Source organism: Algibacter sp. L3A6 (assembly GCF_009796825.1).
Classification (GTDB): domain Bacteria; phylum Bacteroidota; class Bacteroidia; order Flavobacteriales; family Flavobacteriaceae; genus Algibacter.
On record NZ_CP047030.1, the window covers coordinates 4430289 to 4455092 of the forward strand.

21 protein-coding genes are annotated in these 24804 nt (G+C 31.6%); 4 read left to right on the forward strand and 17 right to left on the reverse strand.

Features of this window, described 5'->3' with window-relative positions:
* Position 1: 1 nt before the first annotated feature.
* From GQR98_RS18175 to tssD (GQR98_RS18255), 17 genes are all read right to left on the reverse strand, one after another.
* Positions 2-1354, reverse strand: coding sequence for a hypothetical protein (locus tag GQR98_RS18175; protein ID WP_159020835.1), 1353 nt, complete (start codon positions 1352-1354; stop codon positions 2-4).
* A gap of 9 nt (positions 1355-1363) precedes the next feature.
* A complete protein-coding gene (locus tag GQR98_RS18180) occupies positions 1364-3136 on the reverse strand; it encodes a type VI secretion system Vgr family protein (protein ID WP_159020837.1) in 1773 nt (590 codons plus the stop codon).
* Positions 3137-3148: 12 nt separating this feature from the next.
* Positions 3149-3922, reverse strand: coding sequence for a hypothetical protein (locus GQR98_RS18185; RefSeq protein ID WP_159020839.1), 774 nt, complete (start codon positions 3920-3922; stop codon positions 3149-3151).
* A gap of 82 nt (positions 3923-4004) precedes the next feature.
* A complete protein-coding gene (locus GQR98_RS18190) occupies positions 4005-4529 on the reverse strand; it encodes a hypothetical protein (RefSeq protein WP_159020840.1) in 525 nt (174 codons plus the stop codon).
* A 61-nt stretch (positions 4530-4590) separates the two neighbouring features.
* The gene (locus GQR98_RS18195; RefSeq protein WP_042501690.1) at positions 4591-5316 is read right to left on the reverse strand and encodes a hypothetical protein; all 726 of its coding nucleotides are present in this window, start codon (positions 5314-5316) and stop codon (positions 4591-4593) included.
* A 9-nt stretch (positions 5317-5325) separates the two neighbouring features.
* Complete coding sequence (gene tssD / locus GQR98_RS18200; RefSeq protein WP_159020842.1) at positions 5326-5721, reverse strand: type VI secretion system tube protein TssD; 396 nt, start codon at positions 5719-5721, stop codon at positions 5326-5328.
* Between the two features lie 28 nt (positions 5722-5749).
* Positions 5750-6616, reverse strand: a complete 867-nt coding sequence (locus GQR98_RS18205) for a TssN family type VI secretion system protein (RefSeq protein WP_159020844.1) — start codon at positions 6614-6616, stop codon at positions 5750-5752.
* Between the two features lie 14 nt (positions 6617-6630).
* Complete coding sequence (locus tag GQR98_RS18210) at positions 6631-7545, reverse strand: hypothetical protein (RefSeq protein WP_159020846.1); 915 nt, start codon at positions 7543-7545, stop codon at positions 6631-6633.
* 30 nt (positions 7546-7575) lie between these two features.
* Complete coding sequence (locus GQR98_RS18215; RefSeq protein ID WP_159020848.1) at positions 7576-8181, reverse strand: C40 family peptidase; 606 nt, start codon at positions 8179-8181, stop codon at positions 7576-7578.
* A 141-nt stretch (positions 8182-8322) separates the two neighbouring features.
* Entirely contained in the window at positions 8323-8832 is a 510-nt protein-coding gene (gene tssO, locus GQR98_RS18220) for a type VI secretion system TssO (protein WP_159020849.1), read from the reverse strand.
* 39 nt (positions 8833-8871) lie between these two features.
* On the reverse strand, positions 8872-10026 hold the full coding sequence (locus tag GQR98_RS18225; protein WP_133966493.1) for a hypothetical protein: 1155 nt from the start codon (positions 10024-10026) through the stop codon (positions 8872-8874).
* Positions 10027-10029: 3 nt separating this feature from the next.
* The gene (locus tag GQR98_RS18230; protein ID WP_133966495.1) at positions 10030-11034 is read right to left on the reverse strand and encodes a PKD domain-containing protein; all 1005 of its coding nucleotides are present in this window, start codon (positions 11032-11034) and stop codon (positions 10030-10032) included.
* Between the two features lie 13 nt (positions 11035-11047).
* Positions 11048-12886, reverse strand: coding sequence for a type VI secretion system baseplate subunit TssF (locus GQR98_RS18235; protein WP_159020851.1), 1839 nt, complete (start codon positions 12884-12886; stop codon positions 11048-11050).
* Positions 12887-12890: 4 nt separating this feature from the next.
* Positions 12891-13322, reverse strand: a complete 432-nt coding sequence (locus tag GQR98_RS18240) for a GPW/gp25 family protein (RefSeq protein WP_042506827.1) — start codon at positions 13320-13322, stop codon at positions 12891-12893.
* 186 nt (positions 13323-13508) lie between these two features.
* Positions 13509-14861: a DUF5458 family protein gene (locus GQR98_RS18245; RefSeq protein WP_042506825.1), complete on the reverse strand. Its 1353-nt coding sequence runs from the start codon at positions 14859-14861 to the stop codon at positions 13509-13511.
* A gap of 15 nt (positions 14862-14876) precedes the next feature.
* Positions 14877-15329, reverse strand: a complete 453-nt coding sequence (locus tag GQR98_RS18250) for a hypothetical protein (protein ID WP_042498859.1) — start codon at positions 15327-15329, stop codon at positions 14877-14879.
* A gap of 154 nt (positions 15330-15483) precedes the next feature.
* Positions 15484-15873 carry a type VI secretion system tube protein TssD gene (gene tssD / locus GQR98_RS18255; RefSeq protein WP_159020853.1) on the reverse strand — a complete coding sequence of 130 codons (390 nt, stop codon included), beginning with the start codon at positions 15871-15873 and terminating at the stop codon, positions 15484-15486.
* Between the two features lie 269 nt (positions 15874-16142).
* Between tssD (GQR98_RS18255) and GQR98_RS18260 the strand changes: the two genes are divergently transcribed.
* The 4 genes from GQR98_RS18260 (at position 16143) to GQR98_RS18275 (ending at position 24792) form a co-directional block, all read left to right on the forward strand.
* Entirely contained in the window at positions 16143-18596 is a 2454-nt protein-coding gene (locus GQR98_RS18260) for an AAA family ATPase (RefSeq protein ID WP_159020855.1), read from the forward strand.
* A 209-nt stretch (positions 18597-18805) separates the two neighbouring features.
* Positions 18806-21958, forward strand: coding sequence for a carboxypeptidase regulatory-like domain-containing protein (locus tag GQR98_RS18265; protein ID WP_159020857.1), 3153 nt, complete (start codon positions 18806-18808; stop codon positions 21956-21958).
* Between the two features lie 21 nt (positions 21959-21979).
* On the forward strand, positions 21980-23332 hold the full coding sequence (locus GQR98_RS18270; protein WP_159020859.1) for a DUF5689 domain-containing protein: 1353 nt from the start codon (positions 21980-21982) through the stop codon (positions 23330-23332).
* Positions 23333-23448: 116 nt separating this feature from the next.
* A complete protein-coding gene (locus GQR98_RS18275) occupies positions 23449-24792 on the forward strand; it encodes a DUF5689 domain-containing protein (RefSeq protein WP_159020861.1) in 1344 nt (447 codons plus the stop codon).
* Positions 24793-24804 lie beyond the last annotated feature (12 nt).

The window sequence follows — 24804 nt, forward strand, 5'->3', positions numbered from 1 at the left end:
CTTATACTTTTAGTGGTTTTCTTCTGTTTACATATTTCAAATTGAGGTATTCTGTACCTTGCAATAACGTATCCCAATCTGTACCTATTTCAGTTTCAAATTGTTTGTTTAACATGGTATCCATGCTTCTATATTTGTAACTGCTATCGCAAATTTGTTTTGCTAAAGATGCTGAAAACAAATATGTTGATGCCCTTTTTACTTCTAACGGTAAATTAGTGCCCGCTTGCAATGAAAATATAACATGCTCCCAAGCGGCTTCCATATTTTTAGATTGAAAATTAACTAGAGCCAACATTCTATAACCTTCCATGGTGTAAAAAACATCACCGTGTTTAGCTGTTTCAGAAACTAATTTTTCATAGCAAGAAATAGCTTCTGGTCGTGTTTTTTTATCAACTAAATATAATGATGCTTTTATCATTAATGCCGACCTCCATATAGGGTAAGCCTCATCTGACTTTTCAATTTCTGGCTCTGCCAAATCAATCGCTTTATTTGCATTCTCGAAAGCCAACTCTTTATTTTTTATATTAAAAAAAGCTATAGCACAAATTAAATGTGATGTTGCTTTAGTGGTAAGTTTTTTTAATTGATAGCCGAGTTCTATGAGTACTTTTGCTTCTTTTTTAATGTTGATATCATCATCAATAGTGGCATCCATCACTTTACGCACTTGCTTCTGAAATTTTGTGCTTGGTGAATGTGGTTTTACACTATCACTATCCTTATCCATTTCATTACGCATGGCATTTGCCATATCTAGGTTCGCTCTTAATTCTACAACTCTGGCCGTTTTATGCTTTTGTAATTTTGATAGGTTTCGTTTTACATCAACATCTATAGCTGCCAATCTAAAATCGTTTGGTAAGGATCCTGATAATTGATTTGACAACCATGCCTCAAAACCTGCGCCATGCATTCCTGGCGCAAAATAAAGTATAAAGTTTTCTTCTTTAAACGGAAGTAGATCTTTTAATCGCTTTAATTCTCCAACCACACTTTTAAAAGTAGGCGGTAATGCTCTGTTTACATCATAAGATTCTGGTAAATAGCCATCTTTTTTATAAGCATATATCAAATCATATTTTTTGTCGTCGCTAGTATTAAACCACGATAAAAATTCTTCCCAAAGGTGTTGTTCAAAAAAATCATCAGAATAAACAGATTGGAATCTAAAAAATATATCTTCAAAAACTCCTATAGGCGAAGCTTCAATGTCCATAAATTTATCTAAAATCTCAATATCGTGATAATCGCATACCCATATGGCCATATCCCATTTGTAGGTATTTATCGATTCCCATTTATTTCTAATTTTAGCAAGTTCTTGCGCTATAGATGCGTTACTCATAATATATTGTTATGAATTAAGTTTAACTATGGCTCCTGAAATTAAAGTTTCGCCTGATGAATTAGTATTGATTTTACCACCAACAATATTAGCTTCTTCTTTACCGTTAACATCTACCTTTTTAGAATCTATTACAATGCCCTCTGGTAACACACCTATGTTAGAAGCGCCTGTTTGAATTACCGATTCATTATCTGAAATTATCTTGGTAGATTTACCGTGTAATTCAATATTATCGCCATACATGGCAATAAATTTAGAACGTAAAAATAATTTTTCTTCACTCGAAATAGTTAATGTTTTTTCAACCGTATCAAAATGAATAATATTTGTGTTTTTATCAGAAATGGTTATCATTTCTTTTCCGTCAGTATCATCTAACTTAATAGTATGCCCACTACGTGTTCTAATAGCCTTAAAATCATTACTTTCACTTTGAAAATCTAACGCGCTCGCATTACCATTATACAAACTTCCAAGCATATAAGGGCGTTCTGCATTAGCGCCTTCAAAACCAACTAAAACCTCCTCACCTACTTCTGGTATAAAATGAAAGCCTTTATCACCACCTCCATGCGGTGTTACCACACGAATCCATGGCGTTGTTTCTCCTGTAGATCTCTGCCAAGGAAACTGTACTTTTACACGTGCTAAACCATCTGGATCTGAGTTTTCCATAACAACCGCTGTTTGCGTGTCACTTTTTGGTATAGCTTCAAAGTTTGTATCTGGAAATACATCCATATCTGCACTTAGGGCCTCGAATGTATTATGGTATTGTCCGTTTTCGTTATTACTATGGCGTACTTTTATAACACGGTACCTACCATGACTTGCATTTTCACCTTGTATATCTATTATTTTCCCAATGCCTACTCCAGGGTTATCACTATCCCCCGTCATTCTTACTTGTTGGGTTTCTACAGCTTTTTTCTGTTGTTCTACATGGGTATCCATCCGTTGTTTAAGTCCTGGATCGTTAAACCCGTTTACCCAAACATTGGTTTCTTTAGCATAAAGTGCGTTACCGCGTTCGCTTGTAAAACTACTATATCCGGTAGAGCCTGTGCTTACTTCCGATGTTTTTTTCTCATGCTTTTCATCGGTAAGGTAATCGTTGGTGAAGTAATTAAAATTGTTAGGAAGTGGCACTAAATCTAATGAGAACCCATGTAAATCGTGCCCGTATGTTAAAACAACATCTTCTCCATCTTCTGGCTGTCCGAAAATAAGTTTTTTACCATCATAGTACAACCACTCACTGTATTGCATAGCTAAACGGCTTGCATAACGCCAATTACTTTCCTTATGTTGTACACTATAATGCAAAGGCGCACTGTTTTGCGGATTCATTATAGCGCTAAGTTTTGAGGTATCATACCCTTGTAAAGTAAGTGCTATAATGTGTGATAAACTTTTGTCTAAAAAGGAATTATAATGCGGACCATCATCACATAAAACCGTTGGGCTTTCTGCTTTAATCGTTACAATATTTTCGTTATTATAACCGCGCTTATTGGCTACAGAGGTAACAACACCTTTAAATTCTAACGTTTTATAACCAGAAAAATCACTTAGAGAACTTACTTGTAGTGTTAGCGTTTCTCCCAAATAGTTTTTTGTACTATTAGAAATCTCTCCTTCTAAATTTTCTAGCACATCGGTTCTGCATTCCAAATTTAAAAAATGGTGCGCATTAATACCTTGATCTAAAACAAAACGCTTAAATGAGGTGATAGCGGTACTTCCAATAAAAATTTCTGTAACGGATTGTAATGCCATAGTTATATTTTTTTAATTTTTTATAAATTTACCTTCACGATAAACTAATTTCTTGTATTTACCTGTCGTTTTCAGAATCCCAGTATCTTCTCCTTCGTGAATTAATGGCGTAAGTTCTGGGTAAAATAGTTCTTTAGTTACCGTATCAAATTTTAAATTTAATGTATCTCGCCTTCCTACACTTGTGTATAAACCATCGGAATTTTCAAAACAATCTAAGCAAATACCTTTAGATTCATTATTAAAACAAATAACTTTAGATGACAAAAGCCTACTAGATGAACAAACCAATTGTGTGTTAAATGTTAAATATGTACTATCGTTTAGTTTATGCACTTTATATGGGTGTGCGCCATTATCTTCTGAGAACTCAATATTTGCTTTACCAGCAAAGTAATCTACAAACAAACTATCTTCATCACTATATCTATATAAAGATTTGTATGAATGATGACAGCCATAGTCAATGATTTCCCAATAAATAAAAATCAGCTTATCATCTTCAGATTTAACTAAAAAGAAATCATTTTCACTTAGTGCTTTATATAAGTCGTTATTGATGTAGTGTGAATTTTCTAGAATTTCTTTTAACTTTTCTTCAAAAATAAATAGTGCATTACCACCATCATTGTGTTGTGATCTCTTTTGTATATAATCGTCGTGAAGTTTTCTTAAAATAAGAACATCTTCATTAAGGTTTGTCCTAGAAGATGTTTCACCATCTTTTGTTCCACAGAAATTTAAACTGGTAAAAAGTATGATAACAATAGCAAATATGCTTTTCATGCTGAAAAAATATTATTATATGTCCAAATTATAATTTTCATCTTTTTAAATTCTGTTTTAGTTTTTATTTATATTAAAGAATTCATTTAATTACCTCTAATTGTTCTACCATTATATCTGATCCTTCCACTTCTAAATACTTAACCCAAATATTCATTTGATAATTTTGATTCGACTTATAATCCGTATTAAAAGTACTAAAATATAAATACTTTGAGCGTGCGCCTAGTAATACAACAGAATCTAGCTTTAAACTATTGATAGGTTCAGGAATATTATATTTTGAATCTTTTTCACTTTGCCCTTTTAAATACGATTGATATAACTCCTTATATCTTTCGTGTAATAAAGATGAATTTATTTTAACATTAAATACGGTATCTTGTTTGTGTAAAAAAATAATTTTAGCTTCCTTTTTATAGCATATTTCTACTTTTTTATCAGAATTATGAATTATTTTATCGTCTAGCAAATTATAGACTTCTATAGTGTAATTGTATAATTTATTGTATAAATCAATACTGTCTTTTGTAATTATTGATTTTTTTGAGTAACCACAATACGTTGTATCTATTACAACTTTTGGTTTTATATGGCTTTGCTTCATTTCTTTTTTACAGGAAAAACTACTTAAAACAACAATTATGATTAAAAGATACTTCATAGAATTAGCTTGAAAAAATATTATAATACAACAAGTATCGCCAAGAAGCTACTCTTTCAAGAGCTTTTATATGAATTGTTTCTCTAGACGTCTCATCACTATAAAAAATATTAAAACCTCCATTGTTTCCCAAACGCATTCTAGCTTCTGTTTCGTTTTGGTAAAAATAGTATGTCCAATAGGCAGACTCATCTTCACTTGGGTTTCCATATCCAAATTCCTTATAAGCTCTAATGAACATTTCTTCTCTATGCTTTAATACAGCAGCAATTGCTTCTATTCCACTTTGTAAATCTTTAAATGTAGCACTTGGCACATATTCTTCTCCATGTGCTTCGTCCCTAAAAGATTCACTAATTTTATATTCGTCATCTACATTATAATCTTTTGGAAGATATTTTTCAAACCTAGGATATTCTTTTTTTGACCCAAAAAAATCTATACCTAATTGCAAAAAACCATAAACACGCCTATTCGTTTGAATCTTATTATCTTTATAAAACCCTTCTACATCTAAATAAAACTTACCGAATCCTTCTCCTACTGCTATATTAAATAAATAAGAAGGTTTCAAACTAACGGTAGCGGCAACATTCTCAAAAATTTCAACAGCTGGTCTTTCTCTTTCGTCATCAGCATAACCGCCATAAGCACTTACGTAAACATTATACTCTTCTCTTAGTTCACGTTTTCTTACTAAATAAGGTTTCTTTTTTTCTTGCTTACCCATAACATACTATTATCCTAAAGTAGGCCAGTTATTTTTAAACGTTGTATCTTTTATGGTAATCTCCTTTGCCGAAATTACTATTTGGGTTTGCATGGCATGGTCGTCTATAGCATTAAAATGCTCTTTATAATGTAAACAATAGGCATTTTTAAATTCTACTTTTTTTAAACTGGCCATATTTTCTCTTTTATAAAAAGTAATTACGCCGTTTTTAACCATATCGGGAGAAATAGCCCAATCTAAAAAATCTGTTTTAGAAGTCGATTCTATTAGTAGTTTAATTTGTCCGCCTCTTGTTTTTTCCGCAGGTCTTCCGTTATAATCTGCACCTTGAGAAAATTCGAATGTGCAATCTAGCACGTTCATTTCATCGCTTCCGATGACCAATTTTGATAAAAATGACATAAATTCTATTTTTAATTTTTAAGATTGCTTAAACCTTTAAACGTTGAACAATAATATTATTTTCTTCTCGTATTCCATTCCACTCTATGGTTTTGTTGGCATCGATATGTCGAAGAGCACTCCACCAATGTGGTTTGAAGTAAAAAATCCAGCCTGCTAATTCGTTATTTTCACCTAAAACTTCAATTTTACGTTCTGGGTGTAACGCATTATAATCATCTACAAAAAAGTAAAAAAGTTTACCAAACTCCATATGTTCTGGTGCCTTTACTTTAAAACGGCTCATATCCTTATCGCCAAACTTCTTTTTAAACTCAAAACTAATAACGATAGGGTTGCTTAATTCGTTACTCGTTGGATCTTTAATATTTTCATTTAAAGGATAAAACCATTTTTTATAAACAGGAACAGGTATTGATAATGCAAATTCGTATGTTTTTAATACGAGTAATGGTATAATAAAAGCAAAACCAACTGCAAGATATGTTAAAACAAAAGGTTCTCTAAACCTACTAATTACTTGCGTAAAGGCCAATAAAGCGATGCCTAAAAACGCTAAGGTTATAATAAACTCACCGAAAAATTCATTTTTATTTTCCGACAATTCACTAAAGAAACTACGCAACACAAAAATGTGACCTACACCTAATAAAAATATTATAATTTCTATAGCAATAAAACTGTTAGTAGGCGAGTTATCTAAAATCTTATAATATCCAAGCAGCCCGGTTAACCCAAATAATAAGGCTAACACTAAAACATAAACAATGGCTTGTACTTTATTTTTAGTGAATACTTTACGTACCTTTTTTACTAAAACCATAAGTATAGAACTCACTATAAATAGAATTATACTTAATTTTAAAACATTTCCATTTAGTAAACTTGACATCATAGCATTTATAATTATTAAATTCTAGTAGACATACCTAAATACGCACCTACTTCTTTATCTAAGATAAATTCTTTTTCTTGTTTTAATTCAACTTCTGTTTTAACCATATATTCTATTGGTATAAAAAACTTATAAAATATATCTACAAAATTTAATATTCCTTTTTTACCTAAAAAGTGAGCCACATCGCTCTTTTTTTTAAGTTGTATTTCTACATTTAATACTGGTTGTTGTATTATTAAGGTTTCCTGATCTAATACAAAGTCTTGCCCTAGCCGTCCTTCTGATTCTCCACCGATATTTACTTTTTTAGATTCAAATGTTTTCTTGTAGTTAACATCTACGCCTAATATTTTTTTTAGACTTAAAAAAACCAATTCTAGATTTCCCGAAATTTGATGTGCATAAGGCAATAACCTCACTAGTTTAATAGCGTATTTTTTTGGTATGGAATTATCTATTTTCCAAAAATCTATTAAAAACCTATCTTCTAAATTAGAAAACTTTTTAATTATAGATTTCTCTTTTTTTTCTATATCTACGCGCTGTCTAAATAACTCGTTTTCTATAGGAGCCAATAAAAGCCTAGCATCATGCTCTTCTTTTTTTTGCTGTTTTCTTATCGATGCAAAAGACGTCGAGCTCCTTTTGGTATCAATTTTATGAAAAACACCCTCTGGCAGTAAATCGTAAATACCGTTTCGAGATAAATCTAATTGTAATGCGTCTTTATTTTTTTGATATTGTACTAATTTAACTTCTGCAATATCTCTTCTATAAGACCTATTAAAAGTACTTTGATTTAATGTTATAATACTATCTTCTGGAATGGACGTTTTTTCTTCAACTTCAGACACCACAATTTCGGCCTTTAAGTCGTGATAGACTTCTAAAAGCTCTTCATAAACAGCATCGAGTTGGTTGGTCATTCTTACGCGTCTTATAACTATGTACGAAAATTATTCTAAATCGGTTCTTTTACCTCCTGCAACAAATCGTTTTTCCCAAAATGGATTAGTGATATCGCAAATTTTAACACCGCTAGCACCACTCGGTCCTCTGTATGAGGTTGCATTAATAAATTTATTGTTTTTCAAGTAAATTCCTACATGGGTAATAAGTTGTTGTTCGTTTGGACTATTAAAAAACAGAAAATCGCCTTCCTCTAAAAATTCTTTTCCTCTAAATTTAACAATATGCTCCGAATCGAATTGCTTTTGCGCAGTACGCTCTATATACTTATCATAAACTTCAATAAATAATAGTTGTGTAAACGACGAGCAATCTATACCTTCTTTAGTCTCTCCTCCTAGTAAATATGGTGTATTCATCCATTTATCAACAAACGTATACATTTTAATGTTTTGAAGAGAATCTGGTTTGGTATTCAATAATTTGGCGTACTCTAATTGTACAGGTAAGTAAGGTGTTTTTACTATTAAGGAATCATAAGATACCACAATATCATCATTAGAATTAGCAACAGTAGCTTTGGGTCCTTTGCAATTTATAATAGTGAATAATACTACCAATGTGAATAATAGTTTACCAAAAAATTTAATCATTTGTTTAATCTTTTTTATTTTAAATAAATTTTATTCTCTTTGACTAAAATACTTACAAAAATACATTATTTACATTAATAATTAATTTGAAGTTTTTAAATCTCCAACTCCAACATTTTTAATGTAAGTATTTAGGCCTATTTACTTTTGCGAAAGCCTTGCAATATCGCGATCTCTTTTAGTTTGCTCTAGTTCGTTTCTTGTACTTTCTAAAGCCACCTTATACTCTTCAATTTTACTTTTAGCATCAGCCAAACCATGCAATTCTTTTTTTGCTTTCTGCAAATCCACTAAAGTTTCAATAACTCCTAAATACATATTATAACGATATGTTGAGTCTTCGCGAGGTATTGTGGTTTGTACGTCTGCTAATTTACTACCTATTAAGTTATTGATAAAAGATACATTTTGCCCAGGAATATCTAGAGAATCTATCATCGATTTAATGCCATCAATTTCTGAAGCAAAGGTTTTTTGAAATTGCATTTCGCGTTCCATATTTTTTGCGCGTTCTTTTAATAATGCATTCTCTTTTTGAGGTACTCTAAAGTTAAAGAAAACAGCAACCATAATAGTTGTTGTAGTTAATATGAATAATAGAAGAAACTTGATAAAACTTGATCTACGCTCCTTAACATTTTTTGGTTTCATTCGTGATAATTTATTTGAGTTTGTATATTTCCGTTTGATTTATTCCATGAAAAAACGGCGTCGTTTTTTAACTTGCTCTTCAACAATAACATCTTCTTTTACAAAGATATTAGAATCTGATTTTTTTCCAATGTATTCTAATTCGTTTAGCTTCTTAAATAAAGCATTCATGAGTACCGTAAACGACGATGCTTTTTCAATAGAGGCATTAACATCTGTATGGATATACTCTAAGCTAATCATTTCATTTAAAACATTTTCAAACGCTCCTTGATTTACATCACACCAATCGGTAAGGTAGTTTAACAACTCCTCTTTTCCTGTACCTGCATATATATCTAAACTTCCTTTAATGGTTCTAGCTAAATTAATAAGTTTAATAACCATCTCTACAGGTGAAGCGTATTTATCATTAATACGATAAGTAGAAATTATACCTCTTAAATAAGCTAAAACATCTGTAGATAGTACTAAAACCATTTTAGCAAGATCGTTTGCTTGCTTTTTTTGGTGTATTTTTTGAATAACCTGCGTACAGTATAATTCTATAGCATTAAAAAACGCACCCACTTCTACAAAGGTGTGCTGTAAGTCCGGATGACTTTGTATAGAGGTACATGGTGGAATAAAATCTTCTACTAAGGTAGACGTGTTATCTTCAATAATAACTTTACCTAATATTATACTATTCAACCCAACTTCTTTGCTATTGATATGATGCTCTGAAAGTAATGAAATTTGATATTTACCAACAACAAACGGCTTTCTAGCAGGTTCCTCGTTTGGGTTTGCATATCCAATTGGAATTCTACTATAAGGGTTTACTGAAAGCACAATATACCAAACGCTATCTTCATTATTAATTGCAAATTTGCTTTTAATAAGGTGCCCAGATTGTTCCAAATATGCATTAATATCTTTATTAATTATTATTTGATAACCACCTAAAGTAACGGCATTACACTTATTTACAACAACAATTACACTTTCTTGTCCGTCCATAGAAACGGAAAGTTTTACAGGTAAATCGCTATCTCCAGGATTAGGCAGTAAACCGAAGTTATTTTGATGAATAAAATTACTATTTACCAACATAAGTTGTTGCATTAAAGAATCTTCAAAATCAATAAAGTGGTCTTTATTAATTTTCATTCCATCTGCCCAATTTACTCTATGCTTATATTTAGATTCCATAATTTAAAGAATTTTTCTGCTATATTCTATATTCAAATTTTTAATACAATTAGAACCATCATTTCTAAAAATAGTTAATCGTTTTATATTAATTCTTTTCCCTCTAATTTTTTGACAGAACACCAAAAATGTGGTATTCCTTCCGTTTACAACAATAGGCTTATTAACGTCTCCACAGAAATAGTTCGAAAATTCTTTTTCGGTAATTTTACTTTCCGACACTTTGTAAAGCCTTTTTTCTAAATCAGGTTCGCTAATGTAAGGTACTTCAATATTTTCCAACTGCTCTTCTTCATTTTTATCATCAGCCAAAACGGGCTCATACGGTATATCCCAACCTATTGGCCTTTCTGGTTCAATTATTGGAGCATCAATTTGTGCAGTTGGTGTTTCCTTCTCATAAACCCGAATTCTTTTTTTACCGATGTGCTGTATATCACCATTAACAACTAATGTTATGGTTTTTAAACCAGATTCTTCATAAACATATGTTGCAGATCTAGTTGTAGCATTGGCATTAGCGGTTTCACCAAAACGCCACTCCCAACTGTAAGCATTTTTTGTGTTATCTATAACTTTTAACTCTTGCCCTACGGTAATACTATCTGGTATAATTAAATTTGGAATTTTAGTAGGATCTAAAACAAACTTTTTCTCTTTAATAATAATCGTCTCTGTTTTTTCGCAGCTATTATTCACTAATAATCTAACGTTATATTCTCCAGGCTCTTTATAGATATGAAAAGCTTGACTAGTAACAGAAACGTCGGTACTATCGCCAAAATCCCACTCCCAACTCTGACCTTGTTCCGTAATGTCTGTAAATTTTATAAGCTCACCTACTCTATAGTCGTTGGCCTTAATATCAATATTAATTTGATCACAAGGAAAATCTGTGTAATACCTGTACGCCAAAGCACTCCCTGAAATAAAAAAGACTACCAAAAACAAATACACTACATTTTTATCTAGATATTTTGTTAAATTTTCGTTCTTAGATTTACTCATTTGTTAAATTATTTTATAATTCTTTAATCACAATTTTATAAGGAAAAATATTTACTGCTTGTTTTTTTAGAATAGACAGTAAATTTTCATTTAAATAATCCCACTCGTAAGGTTTTAAGTTCCCGTTTTCACTAGGTATTAAGATAATTTCAATGCATTGCAAAATCCCTTTGGTTATAGACAAATCTGTCATAAAACCCTTTTTAACTTCAATATGCTTTATGTTTTTGCCATACAATTCGTAACATACCGCTTTTAAATCTTCCTCGGTTACAATTCTATTTTTTGTTAAAGTAACGCGTCTGTAAGCCTCTATACGCTGCTCCATAGTTAAACTATTACTACCGCCAAAAACAGGTCTTAAAAAATAACTGCTTTTCGTTTTTAAATTAGGGCCTTTATAAATTTCAAGACTTTTTCTTGCCTTTATATGGTTTGCTTCCTCTCCATTTGTGGTCCAATAGGTTACATTAATATTTTCACTACTTGTAAAAGGATTTAAATAAACATAATTAGTATGTAAAGAACTATCGACTACTTCGTTCGCTTTTTTCTCTATTAACGCAATAGTTTGATTTAAGGTGTTTAAATTATTTTGTAAAAATTCGTGATTAAAAAACTTAAAAGCAGCACTTTCATCTCTAAGCAACTCTAATAAATGAACAATGTATTCTTTTGCTTTTCTAGAATCTAGCTTACCTACGTTTGCACTTCTAAGAAAATAAGTGCCCTTGTAAACTTCATCAACATTTTCAGCTTCCAGTTTATAAGTTTTTCCGTTAGCATTTTCAATAGATTTTACATCGAAAAAAGGGTCTTCTGAAAGAATGGGAATTATATCTATAAAATCCTTCATTTTATAACTAATATTATTCCATTTTCTATTTAAAACAGGAAATGCATTTATGGAACAATACAGCTGTTCTAAGGCTTTTGATGATATAATACTAGAAAACTCAACTTTTAACCACAACAAATCGCTTCCTAAAAAAGCATCATTTTTAGGGTTTTTAAAGTTTTGTAATTCTGGATAATCAGGAAAATCTTCTACTTTATTTGGTAGTTTTAATGTTACAAAATGCTTTTGATAGTATTTATTAATTTCTCCACAAAGCGTACTTGCTTTGCTTGTATTTCCATCTAAAATATTTTCGAGCGTAATTCTATCTAATTCTTCACTATTATAGTAACCATCAATGGTATTTATTTTTTGATCACCAAGATACCATGTGGCATTACTTAAATGATGATAAAAAAGATCTTTGTTAGCCACGCCCATGTACTCAAAGTAAAATGAGACATCATTAAGATCTAAGTTTTTATGCTCACTTTCTAAACCAATATAAAGCGTGCCCGCTTCTAAATCAAATTCGTTTCCCAACATTTGAGCTAGGTCTTTCGATTTTTTATCAGAAAACGTAAAAAGTTTATTACCCGTTACAATGTGTTTTACTCTAGCATCTAAAAGCTTTGTATTTTGTGTGGGTGTAAAAAAGATATCTTTATACCCTTGAGCCAGTCTCTGTGAAGTCGTTTTTTTTTTATAATATAATTGATGCTCCGCAGTAATTATTGTTTTCGGCTCTAAAGATTCGCAATAAGCAATAGTATGCGCAGGTTTTACATCAAATGTAGACAACGGCGTCATTAACTGAATAAGTCGCTCGGTAACTCTAATATGAGAATCACTAATATCACCAGAAAGCTTTTCTAGCTCTGATGCACATGCCGATAGTAATAAAGAGATTATAGGATCAAAAGAATCGGCAATTTCATTTGCAGGTATATTCCAAAGGCTTGCAGCCTTTTTCATCATCCGGTTCTTTATATCCTCCTTAGTGGTATAACTCATAATTTCAATAAGATAAAGGGGCTATATAAAAATGCTCTACATATTTAAAAGGTTCATTCGTTTTTTTAACGACACCTTTAACCATTACATATACAGATTTTTTAATTCTACTTTTCTCGCGTTTAATATTTATTTCTTCTTGTTCTATATTTACATCAAATTCTAAGTTAGAAAGTCTAGTTTCATGCTTTTTCAATGATTTTACTAGAGAATCAGAGACAATAACTCTAAGCTTATTATCAGACGATATATTATTAAAATCGACATCCCAAACGGCACATCCAAAAGATAAATCGAAATTACACTCACCAAAACGCGTGGTCATTATTAAATGAATATAATTAGCAACAGACTCCTCAATACTAGATTTCTCTACGGATCCATTATTAATTAACGCAGTGGCATTTAGTGGTAATTTATAATATTTATGTTGCATTATAAGCTTTGATTTTAATACTAGCTTTGCCTAAACGAGAGGGCGTAAAAGCTATTATCGTATATCTCAATATTTAAAACAGTAAATTATTAAAACATCATAAAAATGTGCTAAATAAGTATATTGAACAAAAAAAAGCCACCTTATGGTTTTTAGGCAGCTTCTTATATTTTCAAAAACTAAATATTATTGTTCTGCATAGTCAGTATCCCACTCGGTACCTTCATCTCCTTTTTGACCATCCATAGTAATTAAGAAGTTTTTTGCAGGGAAATACGGTTTTAACCGAATATCCACGTGTATTTTATCTTTTTGATCTCGGTCTTGTTCAAACCTTTTAATATCAAAGTTTTCAATTAACTTATCTGGACCAGTAACACCATCTAAAAACTTAACAATTTGTTTTAAAATTTCGTTTCTAGTTTTAGTATTAAAGTTTTCAAAAGCACGACGATTTAAAAAGTCCATTAAAACTTTAGATATGTAATCAAACACACGAACTACAGAGTATGTTTGCAGACCGATGTTATCGCCATTAAATAATGTTTTAGCAGAAAATGCCATAACCTTACCATATTCGTTAACCATAGGTACTAAACCTAAGCTTTCTAATGTAGCAATCTCACTCTTTTTTAAATCAAAGCGTACAGATTCTACTTCACTTAAACCACCATGTTTTTTACCTGCAGTTACCTGAGACATCAGTGTTTTATACATGCTACCAGCTAAAGCTCCAGATGGTGGAACAAAAACATCTTCTTCTTCTCCTAGTTCTGTTTCTTTATTTCTTCCTACCAACCAATTACATGTCATAATGGTATTAGATAGATAAGCATCTCCACTTGCTAAGTTTGCACTTTCAAAAAGCTCCATAACATCGTCCGGCTCATCTAAATGCGCAAAATCGGTAACCATAGTTACTTTATTGCTATGCGCCATTTTAGCCCATTTATCTACTACGGCTTTACTACCTAAATATCCAGGTAACACTAGTAAAGCGTAATTATCTCTTAAGTCTAAACGATCATAACTAGATACTATTTCTTCACGGATATAATCAAAAAATCTTGTATTATCAAGATCTGATAATTGATCCATCTCAGCATTTACAATAGTTGCATTCTTAATAGACGCTTCATCTGTATTTTTGTAAAACAACGCTACAGAACGATAAGATGCTTCTAGCTCTCTTGTTTCATCTAACGCTATTTTTAAGTTCTTTTTTAAGACCGCTTTAGAATGCTCTGCTTTTTCGTCTGTTTTTTCTATAATGTCAATAAGATCACCATCAGACTTTAGCGTTTCCGACCATAGTTTTAATACTTTAAGTAAATCACTACGTTCTTGTTTTTTATTATTTTCTGTTAAAAATATTTTACGCCTTGCTTTACGCTCAGGGTTTAAATTTTGAACATTATCAATTGCAGATTCTAAAAGATCAAACCCTCCGTATTTAGTTAACGCATTGGATTTTTCTTGAATTTGTTGCGAATAAGATTTTTCTTGTAAGCTTTGCTGACTATTTTCTGTATTTGCCATATCTTAATTATATCTTTATTTAGCGGTACTTAACTCCTCAATTAGCATTTCTAAAGTAGAAACTAATGCTTGTTTTGATTCTTCATCTTGTAACGCCTGCTTAAGAACTTTATTCGTTTTAAGTTGCTTAATTATTTTTTTGTATTGCTCGCTTTCAATTTCAAGGCCTTTTAAAAAATCACTACCTTCAGTAATTCCTCTTTTCCCGAAATCTCCTAGATTATTAAATTTAGTAGCTTCGTTAATCGTACCACCTTCTTTATCTTCGTATGCAATATTAAGCTCTGGAGAAAAGTGTTCAAAAACATCTTCAACCGTTCTTAATCCTTCTACTGCTTCTGGTTTTATAGGAGTGTTTGGAGTAAGCTTACCCGCTATAAGTGTTCTGTTTTGAGGGATTTCATTTAATGCTTCACCAGCATCGACATCCGTTACATTACCACCAAGTCCAACTTTATTTGATGCCATAATATGTTTATATATATATTAAAAATTTAACTTTCACCCCGCTAATATAGCTAAGTTATTTTAAGAATAAAAGAGAATGTCTGAAAAAACTCAAACATCCTCTTTTTGTAATATTATTCATTTAGTCATAAAAAAACGACTAAAAAGAATCTAATTATACTGGCCACTCATTCTCATGAATTCCACCACCACTAGAAAGTTTCTTAGCAGAAATAGTAAACGTTTGAGTTAATGGATTAGTACCTGAAGCATCAAAATCTTCTCTGTAAAAAGTTAAGTATCCTTCTTCGAAGTTTACTTCTTTTAATTTAGCATCAGTGTCTCTTTTTGTAAATTCAATAGATCCATCTCTGCGCTCAAAACTACTACATTGCCATTCGAACAATTCTGTTCCGCCTGTTGATTCGATTGTAACTTTAATCTCTCCTCCTCTTGTTACAGAAGAAGGTCTTCCAGTTGCATCTGTTTCTTGTTTAAGAGCATAACTACAACTTAATACGTTGTACTCATTTCCTCCTACTTTTAACTTTGTTTTAAAAGCCATAAAAATTTGTTTTGTGGTAAAAATTACCTGATTAAATATATATAACGGCATGAACGCCAGCAACAAATCTATTAAAAAAAATAAACTTGAAAGAATTTTAAACGGATATCTTTAAAAAAAACCTCTAACTCCCAAATAACCAATAAGAAAGAAAAATATTATATTTTTACAAATTAATAGTTCAATATTTTTTGTGATTTTCACTTTTCAAAATATTACTTTTGAATAATTCTTTAATTAATTTTTCTTAAAATAAACGTTAGTAAGGCATGCAAGATTTCGACAAAGTTGTACACATAGCACACCAAATAGCAAAAGAATATCAACATGAAAATTATGGCACCGCGCATCTTATTAAGGCGGCTCTAAATAAAGATTTTGCACTAATGCGCTTGTTGTTTAACAATGATATTGATGTTTATTTCATTGAAGAATGGGCAAACGTGCATTTGGAAAGCTACCCAAAACGCTCGCATAACCATAAAGACATAACAGCCGATAGTGATGCACAAACAGTATTAGTAGAAGCAGAAGATGTAAAAACAACTTTAGATGATAACTATCCCGATTTGTTAAGCCTTTTTGTTGCGGCCATAACACCTGGAGTTGGCTTTAGTTTCGATCAATTAAAATCCTTACCCGTTACCCATACGCAACTTAGTGATAAGTTTAAAGACAGCGCGACTGCTACTTCAAAAAAAACTGCTAATATAGGTTCTAACTCAAATGATGATAATCTAGATAAATATGCAACCAACAAACTTATCGATGCCGCCACAGGCAAATATGACTTTATTATTGGGCGAGATAAAGAACTAAAGCAAATTTCTGAAATTCTAAATAGAAAATCTAAACCACATGTTATTATATTAGGAGAATCTGGTGTTGGAAAAACTGCTTTAATTGAATGTTTTGCAGCAGCTATATATAACGGTAACATTGTAGACAGTTTAAAGGACGCTACTTTATTTGAAGTAAACACATCTATTTTATTATCGGCAGCTTCTTATAAAGGAGAAATTGAAGATCGTTTATTAAACATTTTTAAAGAATCTAGAAATTACGAAAAGCCTATCATCTTTATCGATGATTTCCACACGCTTCTAGAAGATAAAGCCACAAATAAAAGTATTGCCAATGCTATTAAATCTGAAATTAACACAGGAGGTGTAACCTTAATTACAGCTACAACTTCAGAAAATTACAGAAAATTAATAGCTGTTGATGAAGGTTTAGAAAGACGAATGGAAACTCTACAGGTTGAAGAACCAGACGATGAGTTAGCTTTTAGAATGATAAGTAATAATGCTAAACTTTATACAGAACATCACGAATTAAACATTGCCGATGATTCTATTAGAGAAATTATAAGGTTAGCTAAGCGTTACCTGAAGGAAAAAAGCCTTCCCGATTCAGGAATCGATTTAATTGACCGAACCATGTCTGCCGTTAAAGTTTCCAAACAATCGTTACCTAACGATATAGAATCTTTAAAATCAGAGTTTTTAGATTTACAAAAAGAAAACGATAAAAAAACCCAAGACCAACGCCTTGAAGAATTAGACTGGTTTTACCTATCGCTAACCAATAAAGTTAGTGCTATTGTTTTAGATCAATATTTAGATGAAGATCCAACAAACCATAAAACTATAGAAGAAAAGCAAGCAAGTATTATTGCGCTATTAGAAAAAATAAAAACCCATGCCGAAAAAGAAATCACTGAAGTAACAGATAGTGATTTGGCAGCTATGGTATCCATAATTACAGGTATTCCTGCAGGAAAAGTTCAAACGCAAGAAAAAGAACGCCTTTTGGATATGGAAGACACTTTAAGAAAACGTGTTATTGGTCAAGATGTTGCCATTAAAACCATTTCCGACGCCATAGTAGAATCTAGATCTGGATTATCAAAACCCGGGCAACCCATTGGTTCTTTCTTTTTCTCTGGACCAACAGGAACAGGAAAAACAGAATTAGCAAAATCTTTAGCTGAGTTTCTATTTAACGACGAAAATGCTATCATCCGTTTTGATATGTCGGAATTTAAAGAAGAGCATTCTGCCGCCTTGTTATATGGAGCACCTCCAGGTTACGTAGGTTATGAAGAAGGTGGTGTTTTAGTTAACAAAATACGCCAAAAGCCATACGCTATTGTTCTTTTTGATGAAATTGAAAAAGCACACCAATCTGTTTTCGATGTTTTTCTTCAAATTCTAGATGAAGGAAAGTTACACGATCGATTGGGTAAAGAAGGTGATTTCTCTAATGCCGTTATTTTGTTCACCTCCAATATTGGTTCAGATTTTATATCTAAAACCATGGAAAAAGGCGACGTACCTACATCGAACCAGCTTACAGATATTATGGCTAATTATTTCCGACCAGAATTTTTAGGGCGTATTACAGAAATTGTTCCCTTCGCTCCTATTTCAGAAAAAATAGCAGTATCTATTTTCAATTTACACTTAAAAAAGGAGCTATTAAACATGGCCGAACGTTTAGGTATAACTCTAGAAATTAACGAAGAAACACGAACCTACTTAGCCCTTAATGGGTTTTCTCCCGTATATGGTGTTAGACCGTTAAAAGGTGTGATTAGAAATCAATTAAAAAGACCTTTAGCTAAAATGATAATTGCAGATGAAATTAAACCGCCACAGGTAGTCGAAATTAAACTCGAAAACAATGTCGTGAAATTCATTCCAAAACAAACCAAAAAATAATTATAAAAACCATAAAGGGATTTCAAAAAGCAACAAATAAATCTTTCAAAAAAAAACGATAGCAAGGCTTACAAACACCTTTAAAAGTCATGTATTCCCTACTGTTTCTTTGTAAGAAAAAAAGTATTTTTGTGAGAAAAAATGTAAAAATTTAGTCGCAATCCCTAATTAACCTCGTATATTCGAAAAATTTAAAAAAGTTAAATTAAATGATAAGATTTTTTTACACACTTTGTTTCTTCTGTGTGTGTTTCTCTGGATGGTCTCAATTAGCCTCCTTAAAAGGAAATACGATAGAAAATATTAGTAAAAAACCTATAACTGATGCCTTTGTTATAATTGAAAACACTCCGATAATTCAAAAAACAAATGCCCTTGGAGAGTTTTTTATTGAAGAAGATTTACCTCTAGGCAAAATAACCGTTATAATTAGAAAGGTTGGTTATATAACTCGAAGGTTTGAAATTGAAATTTTTGAAGGCAAAGTAGCTAATGTTAAAGACATAAATCTACATATTGAAGAAGAGGAAGATGAAGATCCTGAAGACAAAAAAATAATATTATCTGGTACTTCCCTAACCGGAACTGTAACTCACAAACAAACCAAAAAGGTTATTAAAGATGCTCGAATAAACATTGTAGGATCTTTTATGACGACTACAACAGATGAGGATGGCTACTTTGTTTTTAATGGTAATGTTCCTGAAGGACCTATTAGAATAAAAGTTGCTAAAGATGAGTACACTCCAAAAATGTACGATATTTTTATTAATAGCGGGAAAATTGCCTATGTGGATGGTATCACTTTAGGGAATGATCTTTATGATATACAAAACCAACAGATAAATACTTTTACAGAAGATCAATTATACGCAGATAATAATACAGTAACTAATAATGCTGGTTTTTATCAATCCTCAAACGATATTTTCTTAAAAACAGCGGCTACTCAATTTAGTTCTGCCTTTTATAAAGTAAGAGGACAAGAGGGAGCAAACGGCGAAGTAATGATTAATGGTGTGGTTAATAACTCACCTTTAAACGGAGATACCGAATGGAATAGTATTGGAGGTGTAGAGGAAGCTATGCAGAATAACTATTTAAGCTTTGGTTTATCTTCATCTAAATATAGTTTAGGTGGTACTTTAGGAAATTTAAATATAGACACCAGGGCATCTTCACAAAGAAAAGGAGGTAAAGTTTCTTACTTCTCTTCTAACCGACGCTTTTCTCATGGCGTGAACGCGACGTATGCCACTGGAAGAAATGCTAACGGATTTTCACTAGCTGTTTCTGCTACAAAAAGAACTGCTTTTAACGAAGGTTATTTTGATGGCACACCATACGATTCTAACTCGCTTCTTATTAGCGCAGAATCTAGAATAAATACTAATAATGCTATTAACTTTACTGGTATTTTTAATGGAACCAGCCGTAATGGAAGATCTGCAAACACCAACGAAGTTTTCAACCTTAAAGATAATAAGTACAATAGTAACTGGGGAACAGTAAACGACGAAATTCACAACTCTAGTGCTCAAAGTATATCGCACCCCCTTTTAATGTTAAATCATTATCTAAACTTGGGGCCTAACACTAAAGTTCAAACTAATGTTGCTTATAGTTTTGGCACTAAAGCTAGAAGTCGTTTAGATTTTAATGGTGCTAGTATTGATAATACTAATAATATTTCGGACTCTTTTGGTGAAGATCCAAACCCAAGTAGAGCTTCTGCCCTACCAAGTTTTTTCTTTGCAGATGCCGATAACCCAGACTATGAAGGTGCTACTTTAGCAAGAGAAGAATTTCAGAATAATGGTCAAATTAATTGGTTCGATTTATTTGATACTAATATTAATAGTAATTTAAGCACTTCTATTTATGCACTTTACGAAGATGTTGAAAAGCACTCTAATCTTTCGGTTAACTCTGTAGCAGATTTTAAAATAAATTCTCTTTTAAACATTAACGCTTCTGTGGGTTACGAAAATTATAATACGAATAATTTCGCAAGAATAAAAAACCTTTTAGGAGGTCAAGGTTATTTGGATGTTAATACTATTGAGGGTTCTGGAGATGAAATACAATCCGATTTATTAAACCCAAATCGAATAGTTTCTACTGATGATGATTTTAGATATAATTACGACTTAAATAGAGTAGCCTTTAAAGGGTTTCTTCAAGCAGATTATAAGTACGACCAATTTGATGCTTTTATTGGTGCAAACCTTAAATACTCTAATAATACTAGAGATGGTAATTATCAAAACGGAAAATCTCCATATATGTCATTAGGCGAAGGAGAAGAATATACATTTTTAGACTACAATGTAAAATTAGGTGTTGGTGTTGAAGTAAATTCAGAAAATAAATTTAGCATTAGAGCTTTATACGGTAAAAATGCACCAAACCTAAATAACATATTTTTAAACGCCAGAGAAAGTGATAACCCAAGAGATTTCTCTACTATTGATTTCAATACGTTACCTTCAGGAACATTAACTAGTGAAGATATTAGTGGTTTAGAAGAGTTTATAGATATTGTACAAACTACAAACCTTTCGGCCGAAATAAAATACGAATATAGTTCCCCTTTACTTCAGGCGAGTGCCACTGCTTATTTTAATCAAAATTCCGACGGTATATCAAACAGAACTTTCTTAGGGTCTAGTTTCAACCAAAACACATCGTCTACCATACAAGAAGTGCTTACAGATGTAGATAAAAAATATATGGGTGTAGAACTTGGTTTAGCTTACAAATTACTTAAAACTCTAAGCCTAAAAAGTGCTGTAGCCATAGGCGATTTTAGATATGCAAAAAACGCCAATTTACAATATATTATTTCTGAAGGTCATGTTGAAAACCTAGGTGAAGCCGCTTTAAAAAATGTACACGTATCTGGTACGCCATCTAATGTGTATTCTATAGGTTTTGAGTATAAAGATGAAGATAACTGGTGGTTTGAGGCCATGGGTAATTACTTTACCGGTAGCTATGTAGACATAAACCCTTACTTTAGATCGCGCGATTTTTTCTTAGATACAGATGGCGCTGTATTCGAAAGCTTTAACACTCAAGATGCTACAGCATTATTAAAGCAAGAAAAACTAGACAACTACCTAACTATTAACTTATTTGGTGGAAAATATTGGGAAATTAATAATAACCACATTGGCTTTAAAGCAGGTGTAAATAATATTTTAGGTCAAAAACACGAACTAGGTGGGTATGAAACTCAAGGACAAATAAAATATGATGCCTTATTAGAAGACTCTAAACGCGAACAACCACTATATGGAAATCGTTACTGGAAAGGTTACGGTGCTACCTATTTTGCAAATATTTATTACAGATTTTAAAAACTATAACAAAAACAAAACATGAAAAACTTCTTTTTAAACCCCATTATTGTAATTAGTTTAATTATCGCCACCACATTTTCTTGTGCTAGCAATGACGACATTAGCATACCAGATTTAGATAAAGACAACCCAACCGATGTTGAAGCTAATACCGAATTACTTGCTATTACAGATTTATTTACAGGTAATGTAATTGAGTTCGATCAGGTACAAAACGGAGGAGAATTAGTCACTTCTGGTTTTATTATTTCTAGTGATGTTAGTTCTAATATAAATAACCAAATTTATATACAAGACAAAACAGAAGATGCTACAAGTGGTCTTGTAATAGATGTTGAACTAGATAACATTTTTTTAACTCACGGAATAGGTCGCGAAGTGTTAATTAAACTTAACGGCTTAGGTATGAAGAAAGTTGGTAACGAACTACATATTGGTGTATATAACGATGGTGCCATTACTCCTATTTCGGGCGATGATTTTCAAGATTTTGTTATTAGAACAAATACCAAAGAAACTATTGTTCCTAAAATATTAACGATAAACAAAATTTTAGAAGCTGCTAATTCAGATGAACCTCTTCCAACAATTTTAGTATCTATCGAAAATGTGCAAATTATTGATGAGCAATTAAACACAACGTATGCCAATGTAGATAACAGCAGTGATGTAGATAAAACTTTAATCAATTGCACAGATGAAGATACCCAAACCATTATTTTACAAAATAGCGGTTTATCTACATTTAAAGCGCTACCCTTCCCTACAGAACAAGGTACAATTACTGCAATACTTTCAAAAAACAAACTTATTATTAGAGATACTAATGATATCGACTTTACAGAAGAGCGCTGCATAGATGATAGTGTATTGCTATATGAAGATTTTCAAGATATAACAGATACTAGTTCTGCTATTAACCTAGATGGATGGGAAAATGTCAATATTTCAAATCCAGAACTTCTTATACGTTGGAAAGCAAAAAAAACGGGAGATAATATTTTTGCTGAAATAGCAAAAGGAGGTCCTTCAGATAAATATCAAGCTTGGCTAATCACTAAAGAAATACAGATACAAAATTCTCGAACGTTAAAAGTTAATCTAAATATTAATGTAAATTCAAGAAATATTGATAATCTGCAAATATTTATTGTAGACAGTGTAACTGGAGATGATATTAATTTTTCCGAAGCTAACGAAATAGATGATATTGTACCTTTAGAAAACACTGATGATTTTATAACAAAAGAAGCAACCATAACTATACCTGACGATCTAGATAGTTTTAGAATTGGGTTTAGATATAATAAAGAAATAGGTGGAGCCAATACAGAATACCAAATAGATAACATTGTTATTTCTGAAGAATAAAAACCTTAAAAAAAACCTTAGCTTTAATCGGTTAAGGTTTTTTCTATTTTAAAATAAAAACCGAAAACTACCTACCCCCACTTTAAGATAAATTAAAAAAGCTAAAACCCCAAAACATGAAAAACACCTATCTAAAACCCTTTATGTTATTAAGCATAATTGTAGCCACTCTATTTGCTTGTGGAGATGATGATAACGCTATAACGCCAGAGCAAGATAAAGATATAGAAGCTAATACCGAATTGCTTGCTATTACTAGCTTATATGAAAACGATATTGTAGAATTTAATCAAGTACAAAATGGAGCTACTTTAATAGCTTCAGGATTTATTATTTCTAGTGATGTTAGCAAAAACATAAATCAGCAAATTTACATACAAGATAAAACTGAGGACCCTACAAGTGGCGTTGTTATAGATGTTGCCCTAGATAATATTTACCTTACTCACGGTATAGGTCAAGAAATTCTCTTAAAGCTTAACGGACTTGGTATGCAAAAAGAGGAGAATGTAATCCATATTGGTGCTTATAGCAATGGAGAAATCACCCCCATTTCTAGCGACGATTTTCAAGATTTTGTTATCTCAACAAATAATAACGAAGCAATTGTTCCTAAAACAATAACGATAAACGAAATTCTAGAAGCTGCTAATTCAGATGAACCTCTTTCAACAATTTTAGTATCTATCGAAAATGTGCAAATTATTGATGAGCAATTAAACACAACGTATGCCAATATAGATAACAACAGTGATGTGGATAAAACTTTAATCAATTGCATAGATGAAGATACCCAAACCATTATTTTACAAAATAGCGGTTTATCTACATTTAAAGCGCTACCCTTCCCTACAGAACAAGGTGCAATAACTGCAATACTTTCAAAAAACAAACTTATTATTAGAGATACTAATGATATCGACTTTACAGAAGAGCGCTGCATAGATGATAGTGTGTTGCTATATGAAGATTTTCAAAGTGTAACAGATACTAATGAGATTATTGAGCTAGATGGATGGGAGAATATCAATATTTCAGACCCACAACTTTTTATACGTTGGGAAGCAAAAAAAACAAATGATAATATTTTTGCCGAAATAGAAAAAGGTGGACCTACTCAAAAATACGATGCTTGGTTAATCACTAAAGAAGTACAGATAGTTAATACACGTACATTAAAGCTTTCAGTAGACATCAATGTAAATAATTTTAATAGTAATGATCTTGAAATATTTATTGTAGAAAATGTTTCAGGAGATAATATTAATTTTTCAGAAGCTAACGAAATCGATGATATTGTACTTTCAGAAGACACAAGTGGTTTTATAACAAAAGAAACTACAATTACTATACCTAGCGATTATGATAGTTTTAGAATAGGTTTTAGATATAACAAAAAAAGTAGTACACCATCTGAAACAGAATACCAAATAGATAACATTATTATTTCTGAAGAATAAAATTCTCACAAA

Excerpts from the sequence above, each read along its gene's own strand:
- GQR98_RS18175 (WP_159020835.1), bottom strand. The coding sequence starts at position 1,354 with ATGAGTAACGCATCTATAGCGCAAGAACTTGCTAAAATTAGAAATAAA.
- GQR98_RS18180 (WP_159020837.1), bottom strand. The coding sequence starts at position 3,136 with ATGGCATTACAATCCGTTACAGAAATTTTTATTGGAAGTACCGCTATC.
- GQR98_RS18185 (WP_159020839.1), bottom strand. The coding sequence starts at position 3,922 with ATGAAAAGCATATTTGCTATTGTTATCATACTTTTTACCAGTTTAAAT.
- GQR98_RS18190 (WP_159020840.1), bottom strand. The coding sequence starts at position 4,529 with ATGAAGCAAAGCCATATAAAACCAAAAGTTGTAATAGATACAACGTAT.
- GQR98_RS18195 (WP_042501690.1), bottom strand. The coding sequence starts at position 5,316 with ATGGGTAAGCAAGAAAAAAAGAAACCTTATTTAGTAAGAAAACGTGAA.
- tssD (WP_159020842.1), bottom strand. The coding sequence starts at position 5,721 with ATGTCATTTTTATCAAAATTGGTCATCGGAAGCGATGAAATGAACGTG.
- GQR98_RS18205 (WP_159020844.1), bottom strand. The coding sequence starts at position 6,616 with ATGATGTCAAGTTTACTAAATGGAAATGTTTTAAAATTAAGTATAATT.
- GQR98_RS18210 (WP_159020846.1), bottom strand. The coding sequence starts at position 7,545 with ATGACCAACCAACTCGATGCTGTTTATGAAGAGCTTTTAGAAGTCTAT.
- GQR98_RS18215 (WP_159020848.1), bottom strand. The coding sequence starts at position 8,181 with ATGATTAAATTTTTTGGTAAACTATTATTCACATTGGTAGTATTATTC.
- tssO (WP_159020849.1), bottom strand. The coding sequence starts at position 8,832 with ATGAAACCAAAAAATGTTAAGGAGCGTAGATCAAGTTTTATCAAGTTT.
- GQR98_RS18225 (WP_133966493.1), bottom strand. The coding sequence starts at position 10,026 with ATGGAATCTAAATATAAGCATAGAGTAAATTGGGCAGATGGAATGAAA.
- GQR98_RS18230 (WP_133966495.1), bottom strand. The coding sequence starts at position 11,034 with ATGAGTAAATCTAAGAACGAAAATTTAACAAAATATCTAGATAAAAAT.
- GQR98_RS18235 (WP_159020851.1), bottom strand. The coding sequence starts at position 12,886 with ATGAGTTATACCACTAAGGAGGATATAAAGAACCGGATGATGAAAAAG.
- GQR98_RS18240 (WP_042506827.1), bottom strand. The coding sequence starts at position 13,322 with ATGCAACATAAATATTATAAATTACCACTAAATGCCACTGCGTTAATT.
- GQR98_RS18245 (WP_042506825.1), bottom strand. The coding sequence starts at position 14,861 with ATGGCAAATACAGAAAATAGTCAGCAAAGCTTACAAGAAAAATCTTAT.
- GQR98_RS18250 (WP_042498859.1), bottom strand. The coding sequence starts at position 15,329 with ATGGCATCAAATAAAGTTGGACTTGGTGGTAATGTAACGGATGTCGAT.
- tssD (WP_159020853.1), bottom strand. The coding sequence starts at position 15,873 with ATGGCTTTTAAAACAAAGTTAAAAGTAGGAGGAAATGAGTACAACGTA.
- GQR98_RS18260 (WP_159020855.1), top strand. The coding sequence starts at position 16,143 with ATGCAAGATTTCGACAAAGTTGTACACATAGCACACCAAATAGCAAAA.
- GQR98_RS18265 (WP_159020857.1), top strand. The coding sequence starts at position 18,806 with ATGATAAGATTTTTTTACACACTTTGTTTCTTCTGTGTGTGTTTCTCT.
- GQR98_RS18270 (WP_159020859.1), top strand. The coding sequence starts at position 21,980 with ATGAAAAACTTCTTTTTAAACCCCATTATTGTAATTAGTTTAATTATC.
- GQR98_RS18275 (WP_159020861.1), top strand. The coding sequence starts at position 23,449 with ATGAAAAACACCTATCTAAAACCCTTTATGTTATTAAGCATAATTGTA.